The sequence below is a fragment of the Methanonatronarchaeum sp. AMET-Sl genome (assembly GCF_029854155.1).
GTDB lineage: Archaea > Halobacteriota > Methanonatronarchaeia > Methanonatronarchaeales > Methanonatronarchaeaceae > Methanonatronarchaeum.
This window is the reverse complement of the sequence record NZ_CP122958.1, coordinates 250,483-274,806: the sequence shown is the minus strand read 5'-3', so window position 1 is coordinate 274,806 and position 24,324 is coordinate 250,483. Positions and strand designations below refer to the sequence as shown.

Genomic DNA, 24,324 nt, shown 5'->3' with positions numbered 1-24,324 from the left:
TTTTCTTTATGGTACCTTGGAAGTTTCCCGTTTTGAATTATAGGTTATTTGGGTTTGGCTCAGTTTTTAGCCTCTTTTTTGGTTTTTTATGTAAAAATAGGGGTTATACTTTAGCCTTAATTTCCATTTAGCCGGGCCTTAATATAACTACTTGATCACTAATTTTTTAGTTGAGATAGGAAACGGAGTGGTAATGGATTTAGGGAAAATATACCCTTTCGGTAACCACTCCGTCTCCGTAGTAGTTATTTTTTTTAAACAATAACTTAAATGATTAGGCATTTAAACAAGTCATTATTTTTTTTTGTATGTCTCAATTTACATTAAATATGAAGTTTACTTATTGTTTTTGTTTTTTGTTGTTTTTTTGTTAGATCCATGTCTTTGAGGTAGTTGGTGTTTTTAGGGTTATTTCTCCGTTTTCCTGTAGTTTCCTTGTTTTTTCTGGTTTTTTCTTTAATTTGTTTTGGGGTTTTTGAGCTTGTTTTTAATATTCGGTTATAAAGGCCTACAGTAAGTTTAGCTCTACATATCCAGTTTTTAGTTGATAACAAACATATGAGATCATTGTTAGCAAACGAAATCTAAATACAAGGAGTTTAGGGGGGGTTTATCTTTGTTTTTGGATTTTTAATGGGTTTTTTTGTGTTTTGCTTTTCCATTGGGATCTGTTGATTTATTACAGTTAATCTCTTCAATATAGTTCACTCATTCGTTAAATTGAAAACGGTGTAGCGACATTCTAGGCGACATGAAAAATAAAATAAGTATATATTGAAATTGAATTATTCAGAGATATAAAAATATTTAAAAGATAAAAAACCCAGTAAGAAAGTTAATAGAAAAATTAAATCTTTTTATTTTAATCTCTATTAGTTAGGGGAAATAAATATAAATTCGATTTTGTTAGAGTTGGTGGATTCAGGTTCCAGTAAAGGGTTTTTGGTAGTGTTTTCCAGAAACTATTTAAATGTTTGTTTAGATTTTTGTTTTGGGGTTTTTGGTTATGAGTTTTAGTTTTGAGGATCTTAGTGGCATCGTTATTATTGTTTTGGTGTTGGTTGGTTTAGGGCTTTACGCTGCTGGCATCGAGAGTATAGCTGGTTTTGATGTGATTTCAGCAGGGGATTATAGTTTTGGGTTTTTGTCAGCTGGTTTATTTTCGGCTGGTGTATTTGCTGCAGGAATATTCTCAGTAGGGATATTCGCCATCGGCATTTTCTCGGTAGGTATATTTTCGATCGGGATCTATGCGATAGGGATTTACGCAGCACAAAGATACATGAAATCAATCAAACAAAAAGAAGAATAAAGACCAAGTGTTCTGTTGTTCTATGTTATTTGAAAGCCCGACCCCATTTCTTATTCATATAGCTTGATTTGTAGGTAGGGAATGAATCCTTTTTTTCCTTTTTTTAATAGGTTTTTTATTTTGGTGTTTCTTGGTTGTTGGGTTAGTTTGTTTCATTTCTTTGGGGGTTGGTTTTTTGGGTAAAGTTTTTATTTTTCTTTTGTATACCATATGTTTAGTTTTTGTAGTGTTTTTTGGTTTGGTGGTTAAATGTCTCAGGATCTTGTTTCCCTGTATAATGAGCTGTGTAGGGAGGTAGCTGTTGAGGAAGAGAGGATCGGTGAGATGTTGGATTCGGATGTTTATGGTGTCAGCGGGCTTCTTGAAAGACCTGGTCGGACCTGGAGTTCAGGTATGAAGTCTCTTCGGTCAGAGGTGGTGGTGCCTGTATATGAATGCTATCTGGGTTGTGAACTCCCTAGAGAGGTATATAGATCTCTTGTCGGTTTTGATGCATATATAAATTCACTTGACGACATAATAGACACTAGGGATCTGGATAAGCAACTAAAAGTTGAGTTAACTGCTAACATCGCTTTTTCAGGAATGATGGCTTTCATAGAGCTAGATGAAATGAACTCCCAGATACGAAAAATGACCATCAAATATCTATCCGAATTATTCCAGATACCAATGGTTGAAAGAAAAACTATAGAACAAATACAGAGAACACAGGACACACAGAAAATCATCGAACAATCAACCAAACTATATCGATATAGAGCAAGAGACATAGACTGGTTCTCGAAACTACCAGCCCAAAAACTAGACATAAAAAACCAAAACAAAATAATAAAAGACCTAAGAAACTACAGAGCAGCTGAACTAACAATTAAAGACATAAAAGACATCCCAAGAGACCTAAAAGACCAAACAACAACACCAATAATAGAAATAACAAAAAAACACCCCCAACCAGAAAAAACAATACAAAAAATCCATAAAAACCTAAAAAACTACAGCAACTCCAAATACAAAAAAATACTCAAAAACAAAACACCAACCCAAAAAATACCACAACTACTACAAAAAAACAAAAAACACCTAAAAAACCACAATAACTAAAAAATAAAACAAACCCCAGAAAAACAAAAAACACCTAAAAAATCACCCAAAACAAATCGATTATTAACCAATAAAAAGTTTAAAAAAAAACTATTTAAAATCAATTTTTTTCGGATTTATTTTTTTTAGGGAGTTATATTTAGATTTAAATTCTATTTGAATCAATCTGATGGATTTTCCAGCTATAATAATTAAAAATACAATAAAAAAAATACAAAAAACAGCTCCTAAGAAATAATATAGAGATTAACACTGCTCCTCCTTCAACAGATAGTCTGTGATCAATAAGGCCTACAGCCACATCTTATATTCAAGGGGTTTTAAAAGTATTTTTTTTTGTTTTTAGGGTTTTTATCATAATAAAAATATAAACTAAGCTAGTTTACTTTCAAAACAAAAATATAAACTAACCTAGTTTATAGGGTAGGCGGGGATTCTTCTCCACATGAACAGGAGGGGAGTTGTGGAAAAAGTCTTCCTCAGACCTACTTTTTTCTCCGGTGGTGTTGACACAACACCACTACACCATTTTAAATCCCAAAAATCTTTATAAAATATATTTAGGTCTTTTTTTTTCAGAGCTGTTGTGGGGCCATTGTTTATTGGGTGGCGGGGGATGTCTGTTGCTATATCAAATGGTCTCTCGATTTATTTTATGTCTATTGAGGTTTGTGGGCCGTCTCTAAAGAGGAGTGGTCTTTGCTTGGATACAAGAAAAAAATGGGGTGTTCTGTCTTTATGTAGGGTGGTTATTTTGGTTTTTATTTGTTTTTTTGGTCTGTGGTTTGTTAAGGTGGTTCATTGTTGTTCTAAGGTTTTTGTTATCGTTTGTTCTGTCTGTTGTTTTACTTTTTTTTCGAGATTTGTTATTCCATACTCCTTTGTTTAACTCCCTGGTTTGAGTGTTAGTTCTTTGGTTGTTATTTGTTGAGGGGGTATTGGGGTTTTTGCGACTGTTAGTACTAGTTAGACTGTTGGTACCAGTTGCTTACTTGCCCGCTATCACTGTTTATTGTTGTGTTATCGCTGCCTCTTCTCACTGTTGTTTTGTTGTCTTCGTATACTGTTGGTCTGGATGTCGAAAATCCAGTAACTGATCTCACTAGTCTCTCTGTACAACAAAACTGTTGTTATAACGCGGCTGTTTTCTTGGGTAGTTGACGACTGTTGTTTCTGTTGTTCTGTCTGTTGGTGTTTGTTGGTGTTTGTTGGTGTTTGTTGGTGTTGGGTTTGTCTGTTCTGGCTTTCTTTTACGGCTAGGGCTGTGGGGTTCTCTTGGGCTGGGTCTATGGTTATTGGAGAAGGTTTGGGGGGGTTTGTTGTTGTGGTGGGTGCTGACCTGTGTTTTGGGTCGTGCCAGTGTGGCCTTTGCTTTGGACAGTGGGTTTTGAGTACTTGCTTTAAGCTTTTTTACCGTATACTGCACCGTTTTTGTCCGCGTTGTCGTTCAACCCAAATATAGGGTGCTTGAAGTATTTTTGTGTTTTTTGGACGCCTTCACATGTAATTGGTTGTATGTCTTTGAGGTGTCTTATTTCTTTGATCAATTGTATGTGTCGATACCTGTGTTGTGTGCTTTCGCCTCGTTATCGCTGTAACTGTTGTTTTGAACTCTGTTTGTTTTAACTGGTTTTCTGGAGTTATTGTTATTGGTATGTTTGAAATTTTTTTTAGCTTGGGTTATGTGTTTGGATGGGGGGGGGTACTTCGAATCATTAAGATATGGATTTTGGGTTGGTTACAGAAGCAGGTTTAAGCAATTAAGTTTTTTAAAGGTGAATTGATGGGTTTTCAGTAAGTTCTGATAATGATGCGGAGGGGGTGGAGAGGTGTTTCTAAGTGTGTGTTGCTTTGGTAAAGAGTATGTAGGCGGTGGTTTTGACGTATTATGTGGTTTTTTGTGGCTTTATAACCGTCTTTAGGGATTAGAGGTGAGTTGGTGTTGTAGAAATATATTTTATGGGTTTTGGTGTTTTAGTTTTGTCTTTAGGTCTTTTTTGTAAGGTTTTTTTGGTATTTATTTGGTTGTTTTTTGGGGGAAAAAATAAGTTTGTGTCTGGGTATTTTTTGTTTGTTTTTGGTGTTTTGTTATGGTTGATAAGGCTGTTGTTTTGGCTGCTGGTAGGGGAACTCGTTTGAGGCCGATTACGAATGCAATTCCTAAGGAGATGATTCGTGTTGGTAGGAAACCGACTATCGAGCATGTTTTGAGGGTGTTGAAGGAGGGTGGTATTGATGAGGTTTTGATTGTTGTTGGCCGTAAGAAGAATGCGATAATTGATTATGTTGGCTCCGGCGACATCCTGGATATGAATGTGTATTATAGGGTGCAGGAAGAACCTCGGGGAACTGCAGACGCAGCATACCTAGCAAAAGACTTCATAGAAGACGACTTCGCACTCGTATACGGAGATAATTATATCACCCCATACAACTCAATGCAAGAAATAGTAGATTACCACCACGACAATGATTCTAGCGGGACGCTTGTTTTACATCCGGTCGATGACCCAACCAGGTTCGGAATCGTAGACCTAAACCAAGATAACAAAGTGTTGGGTATGGTTGAGAAGCCTTCTATGGAGGAAGCTATGCCATACAAGAGAGATGGCCACTGGCTCAACATAGCAGGCTTAATGATACTGGATCAAGAGATATTCCGGTATATTGAGGAGATAGAGCCCGGTAAAGATAACGAGCTCTGGTTGACAGATGCAATAGAACAGATGAGGAAAGACAACAACACGGTGAAGGGATATGAGTTCAATGGAACAAGATTCGACATAGGTACATTCAAATCACTTAGACAAGCTGACAAAAAAGAACAAGAAAGAACAAACAACAAATAAAACTATATAGTGAATTAGGGACAATCTGGAAAAAAGACTAGGGGAAACAACCTAATTAAAAAAATATAATTAGTAGTTTTTATGGGTGATTTAGAAATTGGAAGATCATGATTTATTAGGGATTTTATTTTTTGTAGCCTTTTTATTGTTAATTGGGGCTGTGAATTCGTTTGTTGATGTTTATAGGTTGGAGGCTTTTTTAACTGTTTTAACTGTTTTTTTCTTTGTTTTTATTCCTGGTTATCTTGTTGTTAGTGTTTTTTATCTTGGGAAAAATGATTTACCTGTTTCTGACCGGATTGCGTTGTCTGTCGGTTTTTCAATTTTGGTTGTACCGCTAATAGGTTCAATTTTATATTTATCTCCGTTTGTGATTGGGACAACTAATTTGGTTGTTTCGGTGTCATTGTTTACTTTGTTGTTTTGTTTGTTTGTGTACTACAGGAGACGGGAGTATGAAGATCCGTTTGTAGGTATGGATGAACCATATCGAATAAAGATAGATATAGAAAATATCTCTATATCAAACCCTTTTAGAGGTAGGAAACAACAAACTATACCATTAATCGTAATAATAGCCTTGATAATAGCTTCTGCAGGCCTTCTTGTTTCTATGCCGATACCTCAGGATGAACCGATTACAGAGTTTTATGTTCTTGGTCCGGAAGGAGATGCAGATAACTATCCACAGAACCTAACAACAGGAGAAACAGCAAAAATAATCCTTGGAGGACAAAACTTGGAGCAGAGGCCGATGGAGTATGAATTAGTTGTGTATCCATATCAGGGGGAAAGTGGATATATGGAGGGAGACCCCTATAACGAAACGGATAAGGAAATAGATTGGATGGAGCAACCAATCAAGCTTGAGATGGAGCCAAACACCACCTATGGAGGAGAAATACAACTAGAACATGGAGAGAAGCTTGGAGAAGAACTCCTGGAGAACACTACTGGAAAAGACCTAAATATATCGTTTGATGAAGAGGGTGAATATAAACTGCAGTTCTTGTTGATAAAAGACTCAACGGTATATAGTGATGTACATCTATGGATAAATGTCGTTGAATGAGATCTAGAGTTTAGAATTTATTGTTTGGAGTGTATAGAATGAATGTTGCTGTTGTTATTCCGGCTTATGAGGAGGAACTGACTATAGGTACGTTGGTTTCTTTGGTTAAGGGGAGAGTTGATGATGTAGTTGTGGTTGATGATGGAAGTGTTGACAGGACATCGGAGGTTGCTAGGAAGTCTGGAGCAGAAGTAATAAAGCATGAAGCGAATAGGGGGAAGGGCCAAGCGATTTCGACTGGATTAAAATATAGTTTGGAAAATGGCTACGATGCGGTTTTGCTTATGGATGGGGATGGACAACATCCTCCTGAGTATATTGAAGACCTATTGAAACCTATCATAGATGGAGAGGCTGATATGGTGATTGGTTCAAGGTTTTTAGAGGATGGTAAGAAGGATATACCTTTATATCGTCGGTTTGGGTTGTTTATACTAGATTTTTTCACAAACTTCACCTCGAAAGAGAAGGTTACGGACTCACAATCCGGATTTCGAGCCCTTAACAAAAAAGCAATCGAAGCAGTTAATTTGGATAGTAGTAAGGGTTTTCATGTTGAGAATGATATGATATCCCAGATTTCGGAGAAAGACCTAGAAATCATGGAGAAACCAGTTGAAGTGCGATACGATGTCCCTAACAGCCATAGCAAAGGACCATTTGAACACGGACTCGATGTACTCGGCCGGATAGTTACATTGATAGGATATAAAAAGCCGCTCCTGTTGTTTGGAACCGCCTCCCTAATCACCTTTATCTTTGCAGGGATATTCGGATATCTCGGACTAACTTTCTATTATACCACAGGCAATCCATACACCCTAGACCTCGCCATATCAGGGTTCCTAGGAATAATAGGCGTACAACTCGCAGTAGCAGGATTAACATTAAACGTACTCTCCGAATTCACAAAAAACACAGAATAAAAACCTAAACAAAAACAAGGAAATAAACACAGAACCCAGTTTTATATCTACATATATTTTTTGTATTTAACTGTTGTATATATGGTATTTAACTTAAAATTTATAAGCATCGATTAAGTATTTAAACGTTGTTAATAGATATGATGTAAGAGATACCTGGTTTTTTTAGCTGGGAAAGTTGTTGTTTGAAGAAAGCTTTATATTGTTTGTTGGTGGTTTTTTTGGAAGCTGTTGTTCTGGCGGCTGGTGAAGGCAGTAGGATGAGGCCTTTTACGTATAATAGGCCGAAGGTGATGTTGCCTGTGGGGAATAAACCCATTCTTGAGTATGTGGTTGAGTCACTTTCAAATGCCGGTATTGATAAGGTTGTTTTGGTTGTTGGGTATAGGAAGGAAAGGCTTCAGTCTTATTTTGGTGATGGAAAGGATTGGGATGTAGATATAGTTTATAGGGAGCAGAGTAGGCAGTTAGGAACTGCTCACGCCCTAAGTCAAGTTCGGCAGGAGGTAGGTTCTGAGTTCCTAGTGGTGAATGGTGATAGCATAATCGATGAAAAACCAATCAAATCATTAAAAGAGAAGGGAAATTCTATCGTATTTTCATTTCTCAAGGATACAGATGACTATGGAGTTATAACCACTGAGAATGGTAGGGTTGACCGTGTTTTTGAGAAACCTGGTAATGGTGTTTCGAATAAAGTAGTTACCGGTCTCTATAAATTTACAGATGAAGTGTTTAGGGCAATCGATAGGATTGAGATTTCGGAGAGAGGGGAATACGAGTTGGGTTCTGCGGTTCAAAAAATGATAGAGGATGGAGAGAGAGTTGAAGCAATAGAGCTGGATGGATTTTGGATGGATGGAGTATATCCATGGGACCTACTCAAAATGAACTCTAAAATAATTTCAGAACAACAGACTGAACATAAAGACATGATTGAAGATAACGTCTTCCTTGATGAAGGCGTTAAGGTTGGTGAGAACTCTAGGGTCAGGTCAGGTTCATATATCATGGGTCCAGCCAAAATAGGTCAGGACTGTGAGATCGGGCCGAACACAGTGATACTACCATCCACAACAATCGGAGATAACTGCACGATAAAACCTAACACCACGATAGAGAACTCAATAGTTATGGATGACTCTACAATTGGAGCCAACTCCTCAATTTCAAACTCAATAATAGGATATAACTTAACTTCAGGCAGCCACCTATCCTGCCATTCAGACCAAACCGAAGTTAAAATAAACAAAGAAATCTACGAAGTTAACCACCTTGGAGCCTTAATTGGAGATGGATGTAAACTTGGAACCAATGTAACCGTAATGCCAGGAACTATAGTCGGTGTGGATTGTGAGGTTGGTTCCGCTGTGAAAGTTGATGGAAACACCCCTAATAATGTTTGCTTGAGGTAAAACCAGATGTGCGGGATAATAGCCTACATAGGAGAGAGAAACGCAACCCCCATCCTAATAAATAGCCTTGAAAAACTCACCTATAGAGGATACGACTCCACCGGAATAGCAATTAAAAACACAACCCAATTAAATGTATTTAAAAAGAAAGGCAAGATCAAAAACATCAAGTTCCCAGACTATAAGGGAGAACTTGGTTTAGGACATAACAGGTGGGCAACCCATGGAGAACCATCAGACAGAAACGCACACCCGCACACAAGCTGCAACAACGAGATAGCAGTTGTTCACAACGGAATAATCGAAAACTACCAAGAACTAAAAAAAGAACTAGATAGTCATATTTTTGATTCAGACACTGATACCGAAGTCATACCCCACCTAATAGAAGAAAACCTCCACAAAGGATTTATAGAGGCATTTCAAGAAACGGTGAGTAGGTTAGAGGGCGCCTACGCAATAGTCGCAATAAAAAAAGATGAAGACCAGGTGTTGGTTGCTCGTAAACAATCTCCCTTGATTATCGGGGTTGGAGAAAATGAGACATTTGTAGCCAGCGACATACCAGCCTTCCTGGAACACACAGACAAAGTAATCATACTCGAAGATGATGAAACTGCATCAATAACCAAAAACCAACTAAAAATCATGGATAAAAATGGAAACGAGATAGAGAAAGAGGTTCGTGAGGTGGGGTGGGATGCTGAAGAAGCTGAGAAAAGCGGATACAAACACTACATGCTCAAAGAGATACATGAACAACCCCGATCAATAAGAAAATGCATATCAGGAAGAATAGACGAAGTAAAAGGAAAAATCGAACTCAACCACGAAAAAACCCTAAAAAACAACTTCAATGGAATCCAGGTCATAGGATGCGGAACCTCATACCACGCCGGCCTATACGCCAAATACCTATTCGAAGAACTAGCCTCAATACCAACAGAAGTAATCCACAGCAGCGAATACCGATACAAAAACATAGCCAGAAACAACTACCTAGCCCTAACAATCACCCAGAGCGGAGAAACAGCCGACACACTATCCGCATTAAAAAAAGCCAAACAACACGGACTAAAAACACTAGCCCTAACAAACGTACTCGGAAGCACAGCAAGCAGAGAAGCAGACTACACAACCTACATAAAAGCAGGACCAGAAATAGGAGTAGCAGCAAGCAAAACCTTCACCAGTCAACTAACAGCCCTAACATTACTTGCAACCCACCTAGCCCGACAAAACAACAATATCTCAATACAAACATCAAAATCACTACTAACAGAACTCCGGAAACTACCAACAAAAATCCAGACAGTACTCGACAACTCCCAAAAAATAGAAAAACTAGCAGAAAAACACCTAAATAGCCAAGCCCACTTCTTCATCGGAAGAAACATAAACTACCCAGTAGCCCTAGAAGCAGCATTAAAACTAAAAGAAATCTCATACAAACACGCAGAAGGATTCCCAGCCGGAGAACTCAAACACGGCCCCCTCGCCCTAGTACAACAAAACACACCAGTAATAGCAATAGCAACAAAAGACAAAACATACGAAAAAACACTAAGCAACATAAAAGAAGTAGAAGCCAGAAACGCACCAACCATAGCAATAGCAAACCAAAACGACACAGAAATCAACAAATACGTCACACAAACAATCAAAATACCCCAAACAAACCCAATCCTATCACCAATCCTAACAACAGTAGCACTCCAACTCTACTCATACCACATCGCCAACAAACTAAACAGAGACATAGACCAACCCAGAAACCTAGCAAAATCCGTAACAGTAGAATAAAAAACCCAACCTAAAAAAATAGAGAAAACCTTGTATTTCATAACCCTGTACCGCAGATTAGTGCTGTTACCGATGGAAATGTTGGTAAAGCCTCGACGTTTGATATTGTTGATGGTTCTCCTTTACTCTGTGAATTACGGTTAAGGCCTTGGGTTATTGGTGTAGGGGAGTTCTGGATTTTTTCACCGATTATTCTGGACTTATCGGTTGTCACTGATTATCCTGGGCCTACAGTTTTGTTGATTGGGTTTTATTTTTTATAGGGTCTTGGTGGGTTTGAGTCTGGCTTTGAATATTTGGACAGAAACCTATTCACAGGGTTTGACGTGAACTACCGTTATGTAAAAGTTGATGTGAAATTAAATAAAAACCAATTAAAATAACTTTCAAGACTGTATCTCCTTCTAAAGAGGGGGAGCGGTTTTTAATTTAATAGGGGGATAGAATGAAAGCAGTAATATTAAGTGCAGGAAAAGGAACACGGATGAGACCGCTCACAGACACAAGGTCAAAAGTAGTACTACCGGTAGCGGGCAAACCACTTATCCAACATACAATAGAGAAACTCAAAAAACATGGAATCAAGGAGATCATACTGATAGTAAACTACAAAAAAGAAACCATAAAGAAAGAGCTAGGTGATGGAGAAGAACTGGGAGTGGATATATCCTATGTTGAACAGGATAAGCCCAGAGGAACAGCAGATGCAATAAAAGCGGTTGAAGATAAGGTAAACCAGGATTTTTTGGTCTTAAATGGCGATCTCCATCTCACCGCAGACCTATATCCAATAATAAAAAATGATTTTGAGAATGTTATAGCAGTGAAAAAGGTAGAAGATATCAGTAGATATGGAGAAATAAAACAAAAAAATGGAATCATAAGAGAGATTAATGAGAAACCGGATGAAAAAAGAAAAGGCCATGCAAACACCGGAATATACAGGTTTACACCAGAAATCTTCAAGGCAATCGATAAAACACAGGAATCCAGTAGAGGAGAATACGAGATCACAGACTCAATAGAAATCTTAATGGAAAAAGAAAATGTGGGTTGTGCAGAGATAGAGGGGGAGTGGATTGATGTAGGACGTCCCTGGGACCTTCTAAAAGCAAACAAAACAAAATCAAAAGAAATAGAGAGGAAGATAAATGGAGTTGTTGAAGAGGGTGCAACAATAAAAGGCAAAGTTAAAATTGAGGAAGGAACCACCATAAAAAGCGGGGCATACATCGAAGGCCCCACACACATAGGAAAAAACTGTGAAATCGGACCCAACTGCTACATACGACCCCACACAACAATACAACCTCAAGTAAAAATCGGAAACGCCGTAGAAATCAAAAACTCAATAATACTACCAAAAACAGATATAGGCCACCTATCATATGTAGGAGACAGCATCATAGGAGCCAGATGTAACCTTGGAGCAGGAACCATAACAGCAAACCTAAGACACGACGAAAAAAACATAAAAATGAACGTTAAAGGAGAAAAAAAAGACACCGGAAGACGAAAACTAGGGGTAATAATTGGAGACAAAGCTAAAACAGGAATACACACATCAATAAACTGCGGCACAAAAATAAACACCAAACAAACCACAAAACCCAACCAAACAATAAAAAAAGACAAATAAAAACCAAACCCCCCAATCAAACCCCTAACTATTCTAAAACCTACCTGTTTTTATGAAAAAATTGAGGCACACCTATACTTGGGATAGAATTCAGTCTTACCTAGGATGTAGGTTTAGAAAGTTGGGTTAGAAAAAAGTTAGGGATTTATCCCTCTTTTGAGGGATTTTTACAGGAAGGATATTGCTTGATATAGAACTACTGCGAAGAAAGCGAAGACCAATGGAATTAATGTTGAGTTCATCATGTTTTTGACGTCGTTTGTTTCTATAGATGTTGCTGATAGCACTTCTTTTGATGAAACTAAAGCTATTAAGAATGCTGCGACCAAGACTCCCATTCCTGCTGCTATTGCTGTAGAGCTTGTTGTGGTGGTCGTGATTATACTGAGTATCATAGTTACCTAATAATTCACCGCTTTTCATTTATAAAGCTTTTCCTTACAAATTAGATTATGATGTTTGCGGCTAGTACCGAGAATAAGAAGAAGTTCAGGAATCCGTGTATAATCGTTACAAACGCCACACTCCTTGTTTTATGAAATAGATATCCCAGAAACATACCAATAAGAAACACGAAAAAAACGTATTCCATTGAGGAGTATCCTGAGTGTAAGATACCGAAAAAGATAGACGCCGTTACTATCCCTGCCCAGTCTCCAAAGTTGTTTTGCAACCTGGTCTGAAGTATCGACCGGAAAACAACCTCCTCAACAAACCCGACAAACAACACCATCACCAACAACAAAGACAGTAGATATAGGGGGGTTAGCTCTGGAACCATCATATCCGGCCTTAAAACCAAGTATTCTGAAACGGCTAATGGAATGCTGATAAGGATGCCGAGAGGAAGATAATACCAACTCCACTCAACCCCCAACTCATCAAACCTACTAACAAAAGAACTCTTAACTCTACCCTTCAAGGAGTCTATTCGTTTTCTATAGACTTCATCTTTTTTTAGTGTTATGTAGGCTGCAGGAATTAAAGGCCCATAGATTAAGGGAAGCCAGTAAAGGGTTAAACTAAAAAATTCAGGCATACCAACATTAAGCATCCGCAAAACCGATAGAAGCGAGAAAGCCGGTAATAAATATGGCCGGATAGGCAAAAAAACAGGTAACAAAATACAGAGTAAGAGGTTGACTCCATGAATAGCGAAAGTCGGAATAGGCTGCTCCAGATAAAAAAACACCTCAGCAATAACTATAATAGCTGCAGGCACCACCGCTATCCTATTATCCGATAACCTCTCATTCATCTTTAAGAAAACCTCTAATTATCTATTATTGAGAACGCTTTCAATGAAATAATAGAGAGATAAATATAATTTTTCTGCATATAAATAAAAACGAATATACCTAAGGTGGATATTTCTATTAAATAGGTGAGTTTTTTCTTTTTAGTTATGATTTCAAAGAATATAAATAAAGTATTAAAAAACTGATTGATGACAAAGTATGTTGACAGGGAAATAATATTTTTGATTAAGAGATGTTGATTGGCTGAATATAACTGGACTAATGATACTGGATTCAAGGATATTCAAGTATATTGAGAAGGTTAAGTCAGGGAAGGATTATGAACTCTGGTGTACAGATGTGATAAAACTAATGAGGAAAAACAACAATGCAAAGGGAATGTGGGTCAAAGGAACAAGATTCGACATAGGGACACTCCAATTATTTAGATAGATAGAAAAGAACAGGAAATAATTAACTGAAAGAAGTGATTAACAATATGAGAAGTATTTTTAGATTATTTTATTTCGAGTTTCCGGAGAGTTATATCGGTATTGGTGGTGGATGGAATGACGTTTAAATTTTTGTCATACTTATATAATAGGTTTTTATCTGTTTACAATAGTCAGGGAGTTAAGGCTCTATACTTTAAATATAGGAAATTCCTTAAAGATGGTTTATTGGGTAGATTTTTTGGTAAATTAAAGTATTATAATGATAAAAATCGGTCTTTACCCAATCCTAATAGATTGGTTTGGGTTGATTCTAATAAAGTAGGTGAAAAACTATCTGTGAATCCTGCTGTTTTTTGGAATATTACATTATCTAAAGATTATTGTTATGTTTTTGATGGAGATTGGGATAAAGAAACGGAACATATATTGGATTCAGTAACCACGAAGTCTCTTAAAATGTATTTTGAGGAGGATATTCCTTGGGAAGAAACACCTCTCTATAAATTAAAAATCAATAGAATTGAAAGGAAAGGACCGAGGCCTGGAGTTAGATATGGGACTGAAGAAAACTTAATGAAGAAACTTGAGGATTATGAAGAACTTTATAAAAAAATAAAATCTGAAGGATATAAAACTCAAAAAGAGCTGATAGAAGAAGGAAAGAAAGGTAACCACCTAAATCCAGTTTCAAAGGAGGTCACAATTTCTATCGGTAGAGGTGGTAATCTAATACATAGAGGTGAAGGAAATCATAGATTAAGAATAGCTAGAATCTTGAATTTAGATAGAATACCTGTAAATGTTTATGTCCGAGATAAAAAATGGCAGGAACTCCGGGAAAGATATAAAGATATGGATTTTAACGAACGGAAACAAATAATTAAACATTCCGATATGAATGACATTAAGAAAGACTAAGGAAATGGATAAAAAATAAAAATAAACACAATCAATATTTGTTGTTTAAATGAATATGGATGAAATCAAGAAACGGAATAAGAGAAAAATAAAGAGATTAAAAGAAATAAATCAACAAAAAGGATTTATTGAAGCCTCAAGATCCCTATATAGATACATACTCAGATTTAGGAAGTATCCTCGGTCGCTAAAAAATTACTATTACAATTGGCTTAAATACAAAAAATCAAATTCTTATACAGATCCATATAAAATCATATATATAAACCCAGAAAAAATCAAATATATTCTATATCCTAGATTCGGAACTCATTACCTAGATAGATACTCCTACATCATACCCGGTCAATGGGATGTGAATGAAACTAAAGCCTCTTCGCTTCAAGTTAAAAAGACAGCTTCAAAAGACAACAGAAAATTAGCTCCAATTCAAAAACATGTAGTATACCAATCATTTAAAGAACACTTTATTGATGGAAAATCTTGGGAGAAAACCAAGTATTATAAAATATGGATTGAAAAAGTGAAGAATACTCCAAAATCACATTCTAATTATGGAACTAAAGAGAAGTTCCTCAACAGGTTTGAAGAATATGATCGGCTTTTCCATGAAATAAAAACAAAAGGGTATAAGACGCAGGAAGAACTTAGAACTGGAAATTCAGATAATAACTATCCTTTAACTGATTTTAATGTTGCCCCCCAAACTGGGGAGATTTTAGTTAATATTGGGCGAGATGGCAAATTCATCCTTGATGATGGCCGGCATCGTTTATTTATAGTTAAATTGTTGGGGCTTGAAGAAGTTCCTGTACGTATTTTTGTACGGCATAAAAAATGGCAGGAACTCCGGGAAAGATATAAAGATATGGATTTTAACGAACGGAAACAAATAATTAAACATCCTGATATGAATGACATTAAGAAAGACTTTGAAAATGGATAGAAAAAACTAGCGTAAAAATAAAGAAAATTATAAAAATAAAATCCCTATACAACTCTTTAAAAATAAAAGAATAAATATACAAAGTATCATCTATAACTTAACGAATTAATAACTTTTTATAACGATGAACATTTTTTAAATATGTTTTGAAAAATTTTAAAAATACGATATAATGCCTTTTTAGCATAATGTTATTTATAGCTTTTTTATTAATTTTACAGTTATGAATACATTTATTGAGGTTTATATGTTTGATGTATATTTAAATATTTTAACTGTTTTTTGCTTTTTTTAATCTTTTTTTTTGGTTATTTTTTTGTATGGTTTTTTTGGTATATGTTGTCTTTGTTTTTTAAAGAGGTTTTTAGTTGATTTAGATTTAATTAAACTGGAAACAGAATGATTGTGGTTGGTCTGTACATGTTTGATGTTTGTTCGATCGTGATGGGTAGGTTTTGTTTGTTGGGTTAAGGTGGTTTATAGTGAGTATTTCTAAGTCTTCTATTGGGGTTTTTTTAGCTAAAATAGGTGTGGCGGTAATTGGTTTTTTAGGTGTTACTTATGCCGCTAGAGTTGCTGGTGCTGAGGCTTTAGGTATTTATTATTTGTTTACTGCTGTTGTTTCTTTTTTAACTTTATTTACTACTTTTGGGATTGGTAGTGCTGTTACTAAGAGGGTTAGTGAGGATAGAGAGCAAGGGGAGTTTTTAGCTGCAGGTTTCTCTATAAATCTTGTTTTATACATTTTTTTATGCGTTATTTTGGTTGCGTTTAGAAATCAATTTATCTCTTATATTGGTAGTGAAATTCTTTATTATCTTATATTTCCAGCCACTCTTTTTATAGTTCTTAAAAAACCAATTAAACATGGATTAAAAGGTGAGAGAAGAGTAGCTACAGGTTATTCTCTTGGTCTGGTTCAGTCGGCTGTTAGAGTTTTTGTTTGGGTTGTTTTGCTTGGTTTGGGTTTAGGTGCTGTAGGCCTTGGTTTGGGTTATTTGTTTGGTTATTTAGCCGGTTTGGTTGTTGGAGCAATATTGTTGTCTATAAAGCTTAAAAAGCCTTCTAGACGCCATTATAAGGGTATATACGATTTTGCTAAATATAGTTGGCTTGGGTCGGTTAAAACAAGGGTATATTCCAAGACTGATGTTTTGGTTTTAGGTTTGTTTGTATCGCCCATGTATATTGGGATATATGAAATTGCTTGGATGATTGCAAGCGTGTTTTTCTATGTTTCAAGAGCTATTTCTTCAGTTTTATTCCCAAACATTAGTTATTTAGCTTCAAATGGAGAAATAAGTAGAATAGAAAGCTTGATAACGGAATCATTAATTTATATACCTATATTTGCGTTTCCAGGTATTTTTGGAGCAATTTTAATTGGAGAAGGTGTTTTAAAGATTTTTGGCGAAGAATTTGTAATAGGATATATAATATTAACAATTTTAATAGTTGGAAAATTACTGGGTAGTTTCAACGCAGTTATGACAAAGGTGATCAACGGATTAGATAGACCTGACCTATCTTTCAACGTATACGCTGTATTTATATTTTTAAATGTATCAGCAAACTTCATACTTATATATATGATCGGATGGGTCGGAGCTGCAATAGCAACTGTATTATCACTAGGTATAGCATTAACCATGTCCTACCGATATCTATCAAACCTAATCAATATAAAAATCCCCACAAAAGAAATTACAAAAGAATTTACTTCAGCAATAATAATGGCTATCACTATATACATACCACTACAATATACAGAACCACTAACAATCACACAAACTATCGCATACATAATCTTAGGAACAATCATCTACCTATCCACATTGCTAACAATAAGCCCGAAAATCAGAAGAAAACTATTAAAAATCACAAAAAAAGTCTTACAGATTTAAAACAACTAATGTGTTAAACTTTAAACTTAGTGTGGCTCTCAAGTTAGAATCGACTAAGATAGTTGATTTATGAAATAATACAATAGTTATGGGTTAAAATTATGAAAGATAAGGTTGAACCTCTTTCAAAGCATACTACTCTGAAGATAGGTGGGAGTCGTGCAGATATCCTAATTCAAAAAAAGAGCATAATTAGTAGAATTACTAATAGAATTTAATCAGAAGAATTATGATTATAGAATTTTAGGGAATGGTTCAAATCTTTTAATATCTGATAAAGGTCTAGATGAGATTGTTATTAAGAATATTGAAGACTGAAATGAAATAGAGATAAATGGACGAAAGGTTGTTGTAGGTTCTTCTGTTTTATTATCTGATTTTTAGAGATTTTGTTGGAAATGGTTTAGGTGGATATAAATATCTGTATTCGGTGGTGCTATATTTATGAATGTCGATAGGGGAGAAGCATGGAAAAATCATCTCTCAATTTTACTCGGATATTTCTATGGATAGAAAGCAATCTTACTCATCAACGCAAGGTCGGCCTCAATCTGACTCGGATGACTAGATATGTCGTCATTATATAATTCCTTAAATTTAGTTTCTTTCAATGCTTTTTAGTGTAGTTCATTGCGGTGATGCTCGCTAGCGTTTTTAGCCTTTTGCTTGACCTTGGTGTCGTTTTCTTCTGAAATATCTATCAATTATCTGATTAGGCTCAGTTTGTCTATCGTATATTTCTATTTCACAATTGGGGTTATTCTTTAAGGCTGTTCTCGCTCAATCCGTTTCTTTTTTCCCCGAACAATAACGTGAAAACCATTTACTTAGAGAATAAATTTAGTGTAGCTGTTTAATTTCTTTATTATTTCCTGGGCTTCCTTGATCACCTCTCCGTCCGGAACCACATTGTCAAGGTCAACTTATACATAATACCCTAAACTATTTAACATATATTCAATGCCCGAAACATCATATTCTTTAAAGGTTTCTATGGCTTTCTTGAAATCCTCTCCATGTATATAGGTCATATGCTTTCGTTGTTTCCCATGTCTTGGGGTTGTAGGTATATTTTTTCTCTCCATACTAAACCAAAACACCCAGTGGGGCTGTTCTTTTAGTCCGCTGAGGAGTTTTTGGGTTAAAGCCTGAATTATTTACTCGAAACTCCTTTAGTGGAGTAGTTATTGACTTTCAAACGGGTGCTACGAAACTTTAGTATAAATCTATACCCCAAGGAGCAGGCTAAGCTTGGAGAAAATAGGGAGGTTGTCGTTGTTGAGGATTCAGATTTTAAGGATTTTAATCCTTTGCGGAAACTTTTTTCAAGGTTTTTTTGACTGCTGGCCTTGATTTAACTAAAAACCAAAAAGAGGGGGGGAGGGTAGATATATAAATTTTGTAAATCTCGGGTTTTTAGTTTAAAGGTTTTTTTATATCTTCCATGTCAGGGTGGTCCAAGTGCTTTAAGGCCTTCTCACTTAGGTCCTCAATTTCTGTTGCTTTAGAAACTTCTTTTCTGAGTTTTTGCCATTTTTTATGCCGTAGAAATACTCTAACTGGGATTTCGAGGTTTAAAGTTTTGGCTATACAGAATCTATGTCTACCTTCATCAAAAATAAACTCTCCATCTCTGCCAATATTCACTGTTACTTCTGCAATTTCAGGTTTTTTCTTACCAGTAGGTTCAAATATTCCAGAATCGTTTTTTAATAGTTCTCTTTGAGTTTTATACCCATTATTTTTGATGTCATTATAAAGGTCATCCAGACTTTTAAGTTGAGAGTTAATACTTTTTAAAGATTTATAACGGTTACTTATTGGCATATTTTTTACAGCATGGTTGTAGAACTCTGTTTCTTCCCAGGGTATATTTTTCTTAAAATGATTTTTATAGAAGTGTAAAAAACAAAATTCTTAAAATTGATTAAATTAAATCCCTTAAAATTTTCTGGGCTTTTTTTATGATTAGCGATATAGTAAAATTTCTTATTAGAATAGTTTTTATCCCACTCCCCCCCTAATATTTTGTAACCGTCTAACAGGTACTTACTACTGGCATTTGGTACAAGCAGATATTTTGCTTCAGAAGTTGGGATTTTTATTAGTTTTAAAGGGTCTGGCGAAGCCCTACCATACTGGTAATTATATTTTTTTTGTCTATAAAAAATTTTAAATCTATTAAGTGAATATCTAAAAACTAAATCTAATAAAGGAATAACTCCATCTTGTTTATACTTAAGCAAAGCTTTTTGATATAATCTCCTAATCTTCAATAAAGAACCAACCATTATATTTTGTAATTCTTTATGTTATTTAGAAGTATATAATTTTATAAAATTACGAATAAAAATACGATTTAACTATTTTTTGGCTATTATTTTGTTATCTGGGTTTGGTGTTATTGTGTTTTCTATGCTTGTTTCTTTTTTTATTCTTCCTTTTTTTGAACAATTAAAGATATTTAGGAAACGTTTTTTAGTTCTTTACCTTTTTCTATGAGTTTATTTTTTGTTTTGTGTTTTGTTTGTTAAATAGTTGTAGATTGGTTGTTACATCTCAGATACCCATCCCTATACCAGGTTAACAAGGAAGTTTATTTTATAGGTGTTGTTTTTTTGAGTTTATTTTTAAGGTCGTTTTCTTTGAAACTAAATATTATTGGTGGCTCGAGAACCTTTTTCCCTCTCTTGGACACCATTTTTTTTTAAAATTTTTTGTATAGTCATCTTTAACGCTAATTTTGTCAAAATCAGGTAGATGTTTTATATAATTTAATTTGTTCATTTATTAGTTTTCTGAAGTCTCTTAAACTTTTTGGAGATTCAAAACTTACTTTCAGACAATTTATTGGGTTTTAATGTATGAATTCTACTTATTTTACGAGATAAAGTTTTTTTATCGATTATTACTACCGTATTCTCCGGAAAATTGTCTTCAAGAATTTTCTGTAAACAATATGCTTGTAAAATAGAGCTTCTATTGTAATTATTATGGCTCTATTATAATTATAAAGATAAGTTAATGTTCCAACCTTAGAAATCCTACCATATTCCTTAAATAACCTTCTCCCATTTTTTGATTATTTTTTCTTTTTTAAAGTCTTCAACCCTTTCTCTACCGTTAGAGTACTTTTCAATTAATTTTTCGTCGTTTTGAAGTTTTTTCATTGTTTCAGCAAATATCTCTTCCTCTCTAGAAAGAGGTTCTTCTTTTAAACTCTTGAAAAACATCTCTTCTTGAAAGGTTGGAACTAAAACTCCATATTCACCATAATAGGGATACTCTAATTTTTTTCCGATAGGCGTGTTAGGACAGAGTATCTCTCTTGGACCAGCAATACAATCTGTAGATATAACAGGTAGGTTTTGGGAAAGTGCTTCAGTCAAAACGTTCCCAAAACCCTCGTAATAGGAGGAGAATACAAAACAGTCACTTTCTCTTAGGTATGGAAAGACATTCTCTACTTTACCCAACAAGAATACACTATCTTCCAAATCCAATTTATTTATTAGAGTATTTAATTTGTTTTTTAATCTGCCGTCACTTAAAATTATCAGCTTTGAATCGGTTTTTTCCTCTGATATTTTTTTAAAACTCCTTAATAAGTGCCACTGCCCTTTTACAGGATGTAAACGCCCTATATGTATATAGTTAAAACCATTTAACAGCAACTTCTGATGTTTTTTTGGTAGTTGTTTTCTGGATTTTTCTATAAATTTTTGAGGATTCTGAATGTTATATATGGTTGTTGTATTGTTTAATGAGAACCTCGTATTTAGAATTTCTTCAACTTGCCTACTTAACGCCACAACTTTATCCGAACTTGGATAAAGCAACCTTTTCTCCAACTGATATCCTCTTAAGGGGTTGCTTCTAACCGATAATATAACTTTGCTTGGATTTCTGAATAATTTTTTACTTAAAACCGATACAATATTAGGCCAAGTTAAAAAAGATATGGATGTATCAATATTTTCTTCCTTACATATCTTTGAAACCTTTCTAGCTAATTTAAGGCTGTTATAAATATTTCTAACTTTAGAATCGCCTTTAGTAAAGTTTAAACATATAGTATCAGCGTTATATTTATACTCCAAATCCCTATCTCTAAATGTTAGGAAGGTTACTTCATAATCAAGGGAGTTCAGGCTGGAACCTAGTTCTGCTGCAACCCGCTCAGCACCACCACTTAACCCTAAACTATTAATGATTATTAATATCTTTTTGATCTTACCACCCTTTTACAAGTTTCTCCCTATAAACCTAGCCATTTTTAAAAAAAATTAATCTATTTTTACCAACAGTTTTTATTTTTTAAATAATTGACTACCGTTGTTTGAATATATCTTATTAAATTCAGATGCATTATGCATATTTAAATAGATTGGTTCAAAATCAGCGTAATCAAAAAACCCTCCAACTCTATATTCGTTTTGTTCCACATTAACATGTCTTAAGTAGATATATCCATCAATCTCCTCGAAGTCCTCAAAACTATAATCATAGAACCATGTCCAACTTTTATCCCAATCGTAAACGTAGCCACTGTCATAGAATGTAGCGATAACTCTTTCCAATCCTCTATGGTCAGTATAGACGTTCTTTAAATCGTCTATATTTTCAGATGTCCATTTTCCTGAATGTATCTCTGAGTCATAGATTTCGTAATGCATACCCCTAACTTCATCAATATTATTTAAGACACTCCCTTTAAAGTCTTCTATGTCCCTGTGTTCTTCGCCAATTTTGTCATATGCATAGTAGGTGCATCCTGTAAGACTTAGAAAGAAGATGGCGAGCAATATTATTATGGTTAGTTGTTTTTTTCTGGTTTTTTTGAGAAGTAGGTTTGCACCGATTATGAATAGTATTGGGAAGAATAAAGATAAAAGTCCCCATGTTCTACTGATTCCCATACCTGGATCGGGTCCTGGCATTAAAAGAATTGCTCCAACAAAAAACCCTCCAACAGCCAGTGCAAAATATTCAGAATCAAAATACTGGTTTAATTCCAAGTCTTTTGGTGTTTTCAGTAAATTTCTTTTTGGATACAGATTTTTCAACAATATATAGATGGCTCCAACAGCGATGAAGATGATAATTAACCACTGAAGCACAAACTCTATCTGAACCGTTAATGGGTATTCTAATAGGTGTGCCTCGGCTCCATGACCTGTTAATGTATCTCTGTATGTATGTTCTTCCTCTATACCATAGAAAAATCCAAGTAAACTTCTTTCTATTACTCTTACGGCGCTTTCAAATGGAGCAGATATATAGCTGTTCCAGATAAATGTAAAGCCTAATAAAGTGAGCAAAAGACTAGTCAGAGTATTATATGGTAAAGATATATCGGAGATTTCCATTTTTTTAAATAAAACCCCTGAATTCTTGTTGAACACAGTCCATAGATAACCAAAAAACAAAATAAAAATAAATGCATAGGTTGTCGCATAATGTGAGAATATAATAAATACCAATGCAGAAACAGACAGCAAATATTTCTTCCAATGCACCTTTATAGACCCGGATAAAAGATAGATTAACAAGGCAACAAAAAGAAAAGCCATCTGAGTCCTAAGACCACTCCCCGCTGTCACATACCACATATTAGCTAAATAGAAAAACGCACCGATAAAAGACCAGAAAGGACTGATAAAACTCCTCAAAACCAAATAAAGTATAACCGGTATTAAACCAAGAACAAGCGTTATAAGCAAATTAAAAACCAAAAGCATATCAAGCCCTGAAAAACTCTCCAAAACAGGAGGTAAAAGCGTAATACTCAAGGAACTCGTTAATCCACCGTCATATAAAATACTCCAGTAACCAGCATAAGAAATACTATTTGCCAAGTAATAAGAAGAATAAACATCATGTCCATAGAAATAACTCGATTTGAATACCAATAGAATGGTAATCGAAAGAGAAAACGAAAGTATTGCTAATGGATACATACCCTCATTTATTTTGTCTTTAACAATCCATATAGCGACCAATCCTACAGCTATCGATAGATAAGTAATAAAAGAATAAAAAACAACGTCATAGGCCCTCATAAAATTAGCTGAAAAAACACTCAAGGCAAAAATAAATACAGACAATGAAACTATGAAAATTTCCAAATGATTTAAACTAAAAATTGATCCATCCAAAACAAAACCACTATTTCTCCCGAAGTGAACCGCCAATATACTAAAAATTAGTAGTATTGCAGAAACGCCAAGATAAAGATAATTCAAGGGATTTTTAACTCCTAAATACAATAATGTATTGTTCAAAATAAATCCGGATACCATCAAAAACCCTATACTAAAAGCTAATGAGAAAGAAAAAACCCCCCAGTTTCTAAGAGAATCTAAATCAAAAATCTTCAATATTAAAAAGCCAGGTAGAAACAAAAATACAGGAAGCACAACCCACTCTCTAAAAGGAAGCTCAAAATAAATATATCCAGCACTCCCTAAAACCAACCCAAAATATAGGAACAATTCTTTTCTATCCAACATCAAAAAGACCTTGACAATCTTAACATACCTAATTCTACTTATTTGTTACTGAAATCTAAAGATAATTAATAAATCTAAATAAAAAAATTAATTGTAAAATAATAATCTAAACTTTATTTTAGAATAATTATTTCATACTATAGAAATTGTTTTCAAATTTCAAGAAAACTATGAATGGATTTAGTACTACTTTTAATTTCTTCGTTTTAAATTATTTATTGAATTACTATA

General features: G+C 34.8%; 22 protein-coding genes. 12 read left to right on the top strand and 10 right to left on the bottom strand.

Going from position 1 to position 24,324, the window contains the following annotated elements:
* The first annotated feature begins 1,006 nt into the window (after positions 1-1,006).
* Together QEN48_RS01300 and QEN48_RS01295 are read left to right on the top strand one after the other, a co-directional pair.
* Positions 1,007-1,312: a hypothetical protein gene (locus QEN48_RS01300; RefSeq protein WP_280108615.1), complete on the top strand. Its 306-nt coding sequence runs from the start codon at positions 1,007-1,009 to the stop codon at positions 1,310-1,312.
* 249 nt (positions 1,313-1,561) lie between these two features.
* A complete protein-coding gene (locus tag QEN48_RS01295) occupies positions 1,562-2,416 on the top strand; it encodes a hypothetical protein (RefSeq protein ID WP_280108614.1) in 855 nt (284 codons plus the stop codon).
* A 1,102-nt stretch (positions 2,417-3,518) separates the two neighbouring features.
* On the opposite strand, the gene QEN48_RS01290 is transcribed toward QEN48_RS01295, so the two are convergent.
* Together QEN48_RS01290 and QEN48_RS01285 are read right to left on the bottom strand one after the other, a co-directional pair.
* On the bottom strand, positions 3,519-3,842 hold the full coding sequence (locus QEN48_RS01290; protein ID WP_280108613.1) for a hypothetical protein: 324 nt from the start codon (positions 3,840-3,842) through the stop codon (positions 3,519-3,521).
* Positions 3,817-3,963: a hypothetical protein gene (locus QEN48_RS01285; protein WP_280108612.1), complete on the bottom strand. Its 147-nt coding sequence runs from the start codon at positions 3,961-3,963 to the stop codon at positions 3,817-3,819. Before QEN48_RS01285 ends, QEN48_RS01290 begins: the two co-directional genes overlap by 26 nt.
* Before the next feature lie 543 nt (positions 3,964-4,506).
* On the opposite strand from QEN48_RS01285, the gene QEN48_RS01280 reads away from it, so the two are divergent.
* From QEN48_RS01280 to glmS, 5 genes are all read left to right on the top strand, one after another.
* Positions 4,507-5,265, top strand: coding sequence for a nucleotidyltransferase family protein (locus QEN48_RS01280; RefSeq protein ID WP_280108611.1), 759 nt, complete (start codon positions 4,507-4,509; stop codon positions 5,263-5,265).
* Positions 5,266-5,362: 97 nt separating this feature from the next.
* Complete coding sequence (locus tag QEN48_RS01275) at positions 5,363-6,337, top strand: DUF1616 domain-containing protein (RefSeq protein ID WP_347985113.1); 975 nt, start codon at positions 5,363-5,365, stop codon at positions 6,335-6,337.
* A gap of 38 nt (positions 6,338-6,375) precedes the next feature.
* Positions 6,376-7,263: a glycosyltransferase family 2 protein gene (locus QEN48_RS01270; protein ID WP_280108610.1), complete on the top strand. Its 888-nt coding sequence runs from the start codon at positions 6,376-6,378 to the stop codon at positions 7,261-7,263.
* 221 nt (positions 7,264-7,484) lie between these two features.
* Positions 7,485-8,678 (top strand): bifunctional sugar-1-phosphate nucleotidylyltransferase/acetyltransferase, encoded by a 1,194-nt coding sequence (gene glmU, locus QEN48_RS01265; RefSeq protein WP_280108609.1) that lies wholly within the window; start codon positions 7,485-7,487, stop codon positions 8,676-8,678.
* A gap of 6 nt (positions 8,679-8,684) precedes the next feature.
* Positions 8,685-10,481: a glutamine--fructose-6-phosphate transaminase (isomerizing) gene (gene glmS, locus QEN48_RS01260; protein ID WP_280108608.1), complete on the top strand. Its 1,797-nt coding sequence runs from the start codon at positions 8,685-8,687 to the stop codon at positions 10,479-10,481.
* 37 nt (positions 10,482-10,518) lie between these two features.
* On the opposite strand, the gene QEN48_RS01255 is transcribed toward glmS, so the two are convergent.
* The gene (locus QEN48_RS01255; RefSeq protein ID WP_280108607.1) at positions 10,519-10,695 is read right to left on the bottom strand and encodes a hypothetical protein; all 177 of its coding nucleotides are present in this window, start codon (positions 10,693-10,695) and stop codon (positions 10,519-10,521) included.
* Between the two features lie 231 nt (positions 10,696-10,926).
* Between QEN48_RS01255 and glmU (QEN48_RS01250) the strand changes: the two genes are divergently transcribed.
* Positions 10,927-12,120 carry a bifunctional sugar-1-phosphate nucleotidylyltransferase/acetyltransferase gene (gene glmU / locus QEN48_RS01250; protein ID WP_280108606.1) on the top strand — a complete coding sequence of 398 codons (1,194 nt, stop codon included), beginning with the start codon at positions 10,927-10,929 and terminating at the stop codon, positions 12,118-12,120.
* A 167-nt stretch (positions 12,121-12,287) separates the two neighbouring features.
* On the opposite strand, the gene QEN48_RS01245 is transcribed toward glmU (QEN48_RS01250), so the two are convergent.
* Positions 12,288-12,515 (bottom strand): hypothetical protein, encoded by a 228-nt coding sequence (locus QEN48_RS01245; protein WP_280108605.1) that lies wholly within the window; start codon positions 12,513-12,515, stop codon positions 12,288-12,290.
* 50 nt (positions 12,516-12,565) lie between these two features.
* On the bottom strand, positions 12,566-13,378 hold the full coding sequence (locus tag QEN48_RS01240) for a type II CAAX endopeptidase family protein (protein ID WP_280108604.1): 813 nt from the start codon (positions 13,376-13,378) through the stop codon (positions 12,566-12,568).
* A gap of 262 nt (positions 13,379-13,640) precedes the next feature.
* Between QEN48_RS01240 and QEN48_RS01235 the strand changes: the two genes are divergently transcribed.
* The 4 genes from QEN48_RS01235 to QEN48_RS01220 all read left to right on the top strand — a co-directional run bounded on the left by QEN48_RS01235 (position 13,641) and on the right by QEN48_RS01220 (position 17,581).
* Positions 13,641-13,811 (top strand): hypothetical protein, encoded by a 171-nt coding sequence (locus QEN48_RS01235; RefSeq protein ID WP_280108603.1) that lies wholly within the window; start codon positions 13,641-13,643, stop codon positions 13,809-13,811.
* A gap of 116 nt (positions 13,812-13,927) precedes the next feature.
* Positions 13,928-14,731, top strand: a complete 804-nt coding sequence (locus QEN48_RS01230; RefSeq protein WP_280108602.1) for a hypothetical protein — start codon at positions 13,928-13,930, stop codon at positions 14,729-14,731.
* Between the two features lie 49 nt (positions 14,732-14,780).
* On the top strand, positions 14,781-15,677 hold the full coding sequence (locus QEN48_RS01225) for a hypothetical protein (RefSeq protein ID WP_280108601.1): 897 nt from the start codon (positions 14,781-14,783) through the stop codon (positions 15,675-15,677).
* Positions 15,678-16,159: 482 nt separating this feature from the next.
* Positions 16,160-17,581 (top strand): polysaccharide biosynthesis C-terminal domain-containing protein, encoded by a 1,422-nt coding sequence (locus QEN48_RS01220; protein WP_280108600.1) that lies wholly within the window; start codon positions 16,160-16,162, stop codon positions 17,579-17,581.
* Positions 17,582-18,504: 923 nt separating this feature from the next.
* Here the strand turns inward: QEN48_RS01220 and QEN48_RS01215 are convergent.
* The 5 genes from QEN48_RS01215 to QEN48_RS01195 all read right to left on the bottom strand — a co-directional run bounded on the left by QEN48_RS01215 (position 18,505) and on the right by QEN48_RS01195 (position 24,093).
* Positions 18,505-18,666 (bottom strand): hypothetical protein, encoded by a 162-nt coding sequence (locus tag QEN48_RS01215; RefSeq protein ID WP_280108599.1) that lies wholly within the window; start codon positions 18,664-18,666, stop codon positions 18,505-18,507.
* A gap of 331 nt (positions 18,667-18,997) precedes the next feature.
* Positions 18,998-19,408, bottom strand: coding sequence for a hypothetical protein (locus tag QEN48_RS01210; RefSeq protein ID WP_280108598.1), 411 nt, complete (start codon positions 19,406-19,408; stop codon positions 18,998-19,000).
* A gap of 5 nt (positions 19,409-19,413) precedes the next feature.
* Positions 19,414-19,857 carry a hypothetical protein gene (locus QEN48_RS01205; protein WP_280108597.1) on the bottom strand — a complete coding sequence of 148 codons (444 nt, stop codon included), beginning with the start codon at positions 19,855-19,857 and terminating at the stop codon, positions 19,414-19,416.
* A gap of 780 nt (positions 19,858-20,637) precedes the next feature.
* Positions 20,638-21,792 (bottom strand): glycosyltransferase, encoded by a 1,155-nt coding sequence (locus QEN48_RS01200; RefSeq protein ID WP_280109113.1) that lies wholly within the window; start codon positions 21,790-21,792, stop codon positions 20,638-20,640.
* A 99-nt stretch (positions 21,793-21,891) separates the two neighbouring features.
* Positions 21,892-24,093 carry a DUF2206 domain-containing protein gene (locus tag QEN48_RS01195; protein ID WP_280108596.1) on the bottom strand — a complete coding sequence of 734 codons (2,202 nt, stop codon included), beginning with the start codon at positions 24,091-24,093 and terminating at the stop codon, positions 21,892-21,894.
* Positions 24,094-24,324: the final 231 nt, after the last annotated feature.

Excerpts from the sequence above, each read along its gene's own strand:
- QEN48_RS01300 (WP_280108615.1), top strand. The coding sequence starts at position 1,007 with ATGAGTTTTAGTTTTGAGGATCTTAGTGGCATCGTTATTATTGTTTTG.
- QEN48_RS01295 (WP_280108614.1), top strand. The coding sequence starts at position 1,562 with ATGTCTCAGGATCTTGTTTCCCTGTATAATGAGCTGTGTAGGGAGGTA.
- QEN48_RS01280 (WP_280108611.1), top strand. The coding sequence starts at position 4,507 with ATGGTTGATAAGGCTGTTGTTTTGGCTGCTGGTAGGGGAACTCGTTTG.
- QEN48_RS01270 (WP_280108610.1), top strand. The coding sequence starts at position 6,376 with ATGAATGTTGCTGTTGTTATTCCGGCTTATGAGGAGGAACTGACTATA.
- glmS (WP_280108608.1), top strand. The coding sequence starts at position 8,685 with ATGTGCGGGATAATAGCCTACATAGGAGAGAGAAACGCAACCCCCATC.
- glmU (WP_280108606.1), top strand. The coding sequence starts at position 10,927 with ATGAAAGCAGTAATATTAAGTGCAGGAAAAGGAACACGGATGAGACCG.
- QEN48_RS01245 (WP_280108605.1), bottom strand. The coding sequence starts at position 12,515 with ATGATACTCAGTATAATCACGACCACCACAACAAGCTCTACAGCAATA.
- QEN48_RS01240 (WP_280108604.1), bottom strand. The coding sequence starts at position 13,378 with ATGAATGAGAGGTTATCGGATAATAGGATAGCGGTGGTGCCTGCAGCT.
- QEN48_RS01235 (WP_280108603.1), top strand. The coding sequence starts at position 13,641 with ATGATACTGGATTCAAGGATATTCAAGTATATTGAGAAGGTTAAGTCA.
- QEN48_RS01230 (WP_280108602.1), top strand. The coding sequence starts at position 13,928 with ATGACGTTTAAATTTTTGTCATACTTATATAATAGGTTTTTATCTGTT.
- QEN48_RS01225 (WP_280108601.1), top strand. The coding sequence starts at position 14,781 with ATGAATATGGATGAAATCAAGAAACGGAATAAGAGAAAAATAAAGAGA.
- QEN48_RS01215 (WP_280108599.1), bottom strand. The coding sequence starts at position 18,666 with ATGGAGAGAAAAAATATACCTACAACCCCAAGACATGGGAAACAACGA.
- QEN48_RS01210 (WP_280108598.1), bottom strand. The coding sequence starts at position 19,408 with ATGCCAATAAGTAACCGTTATAAATCTTTAAAAAGTATTAACTCTCAA.
- QEN48_RS01195 (WP_280108596.1), bottom strand. The coding sequence starts at position 24,093 with ATGTTGGATAGAAAAGAATTGTTCCTATATTTTGGGTTGGTTTTAGGG.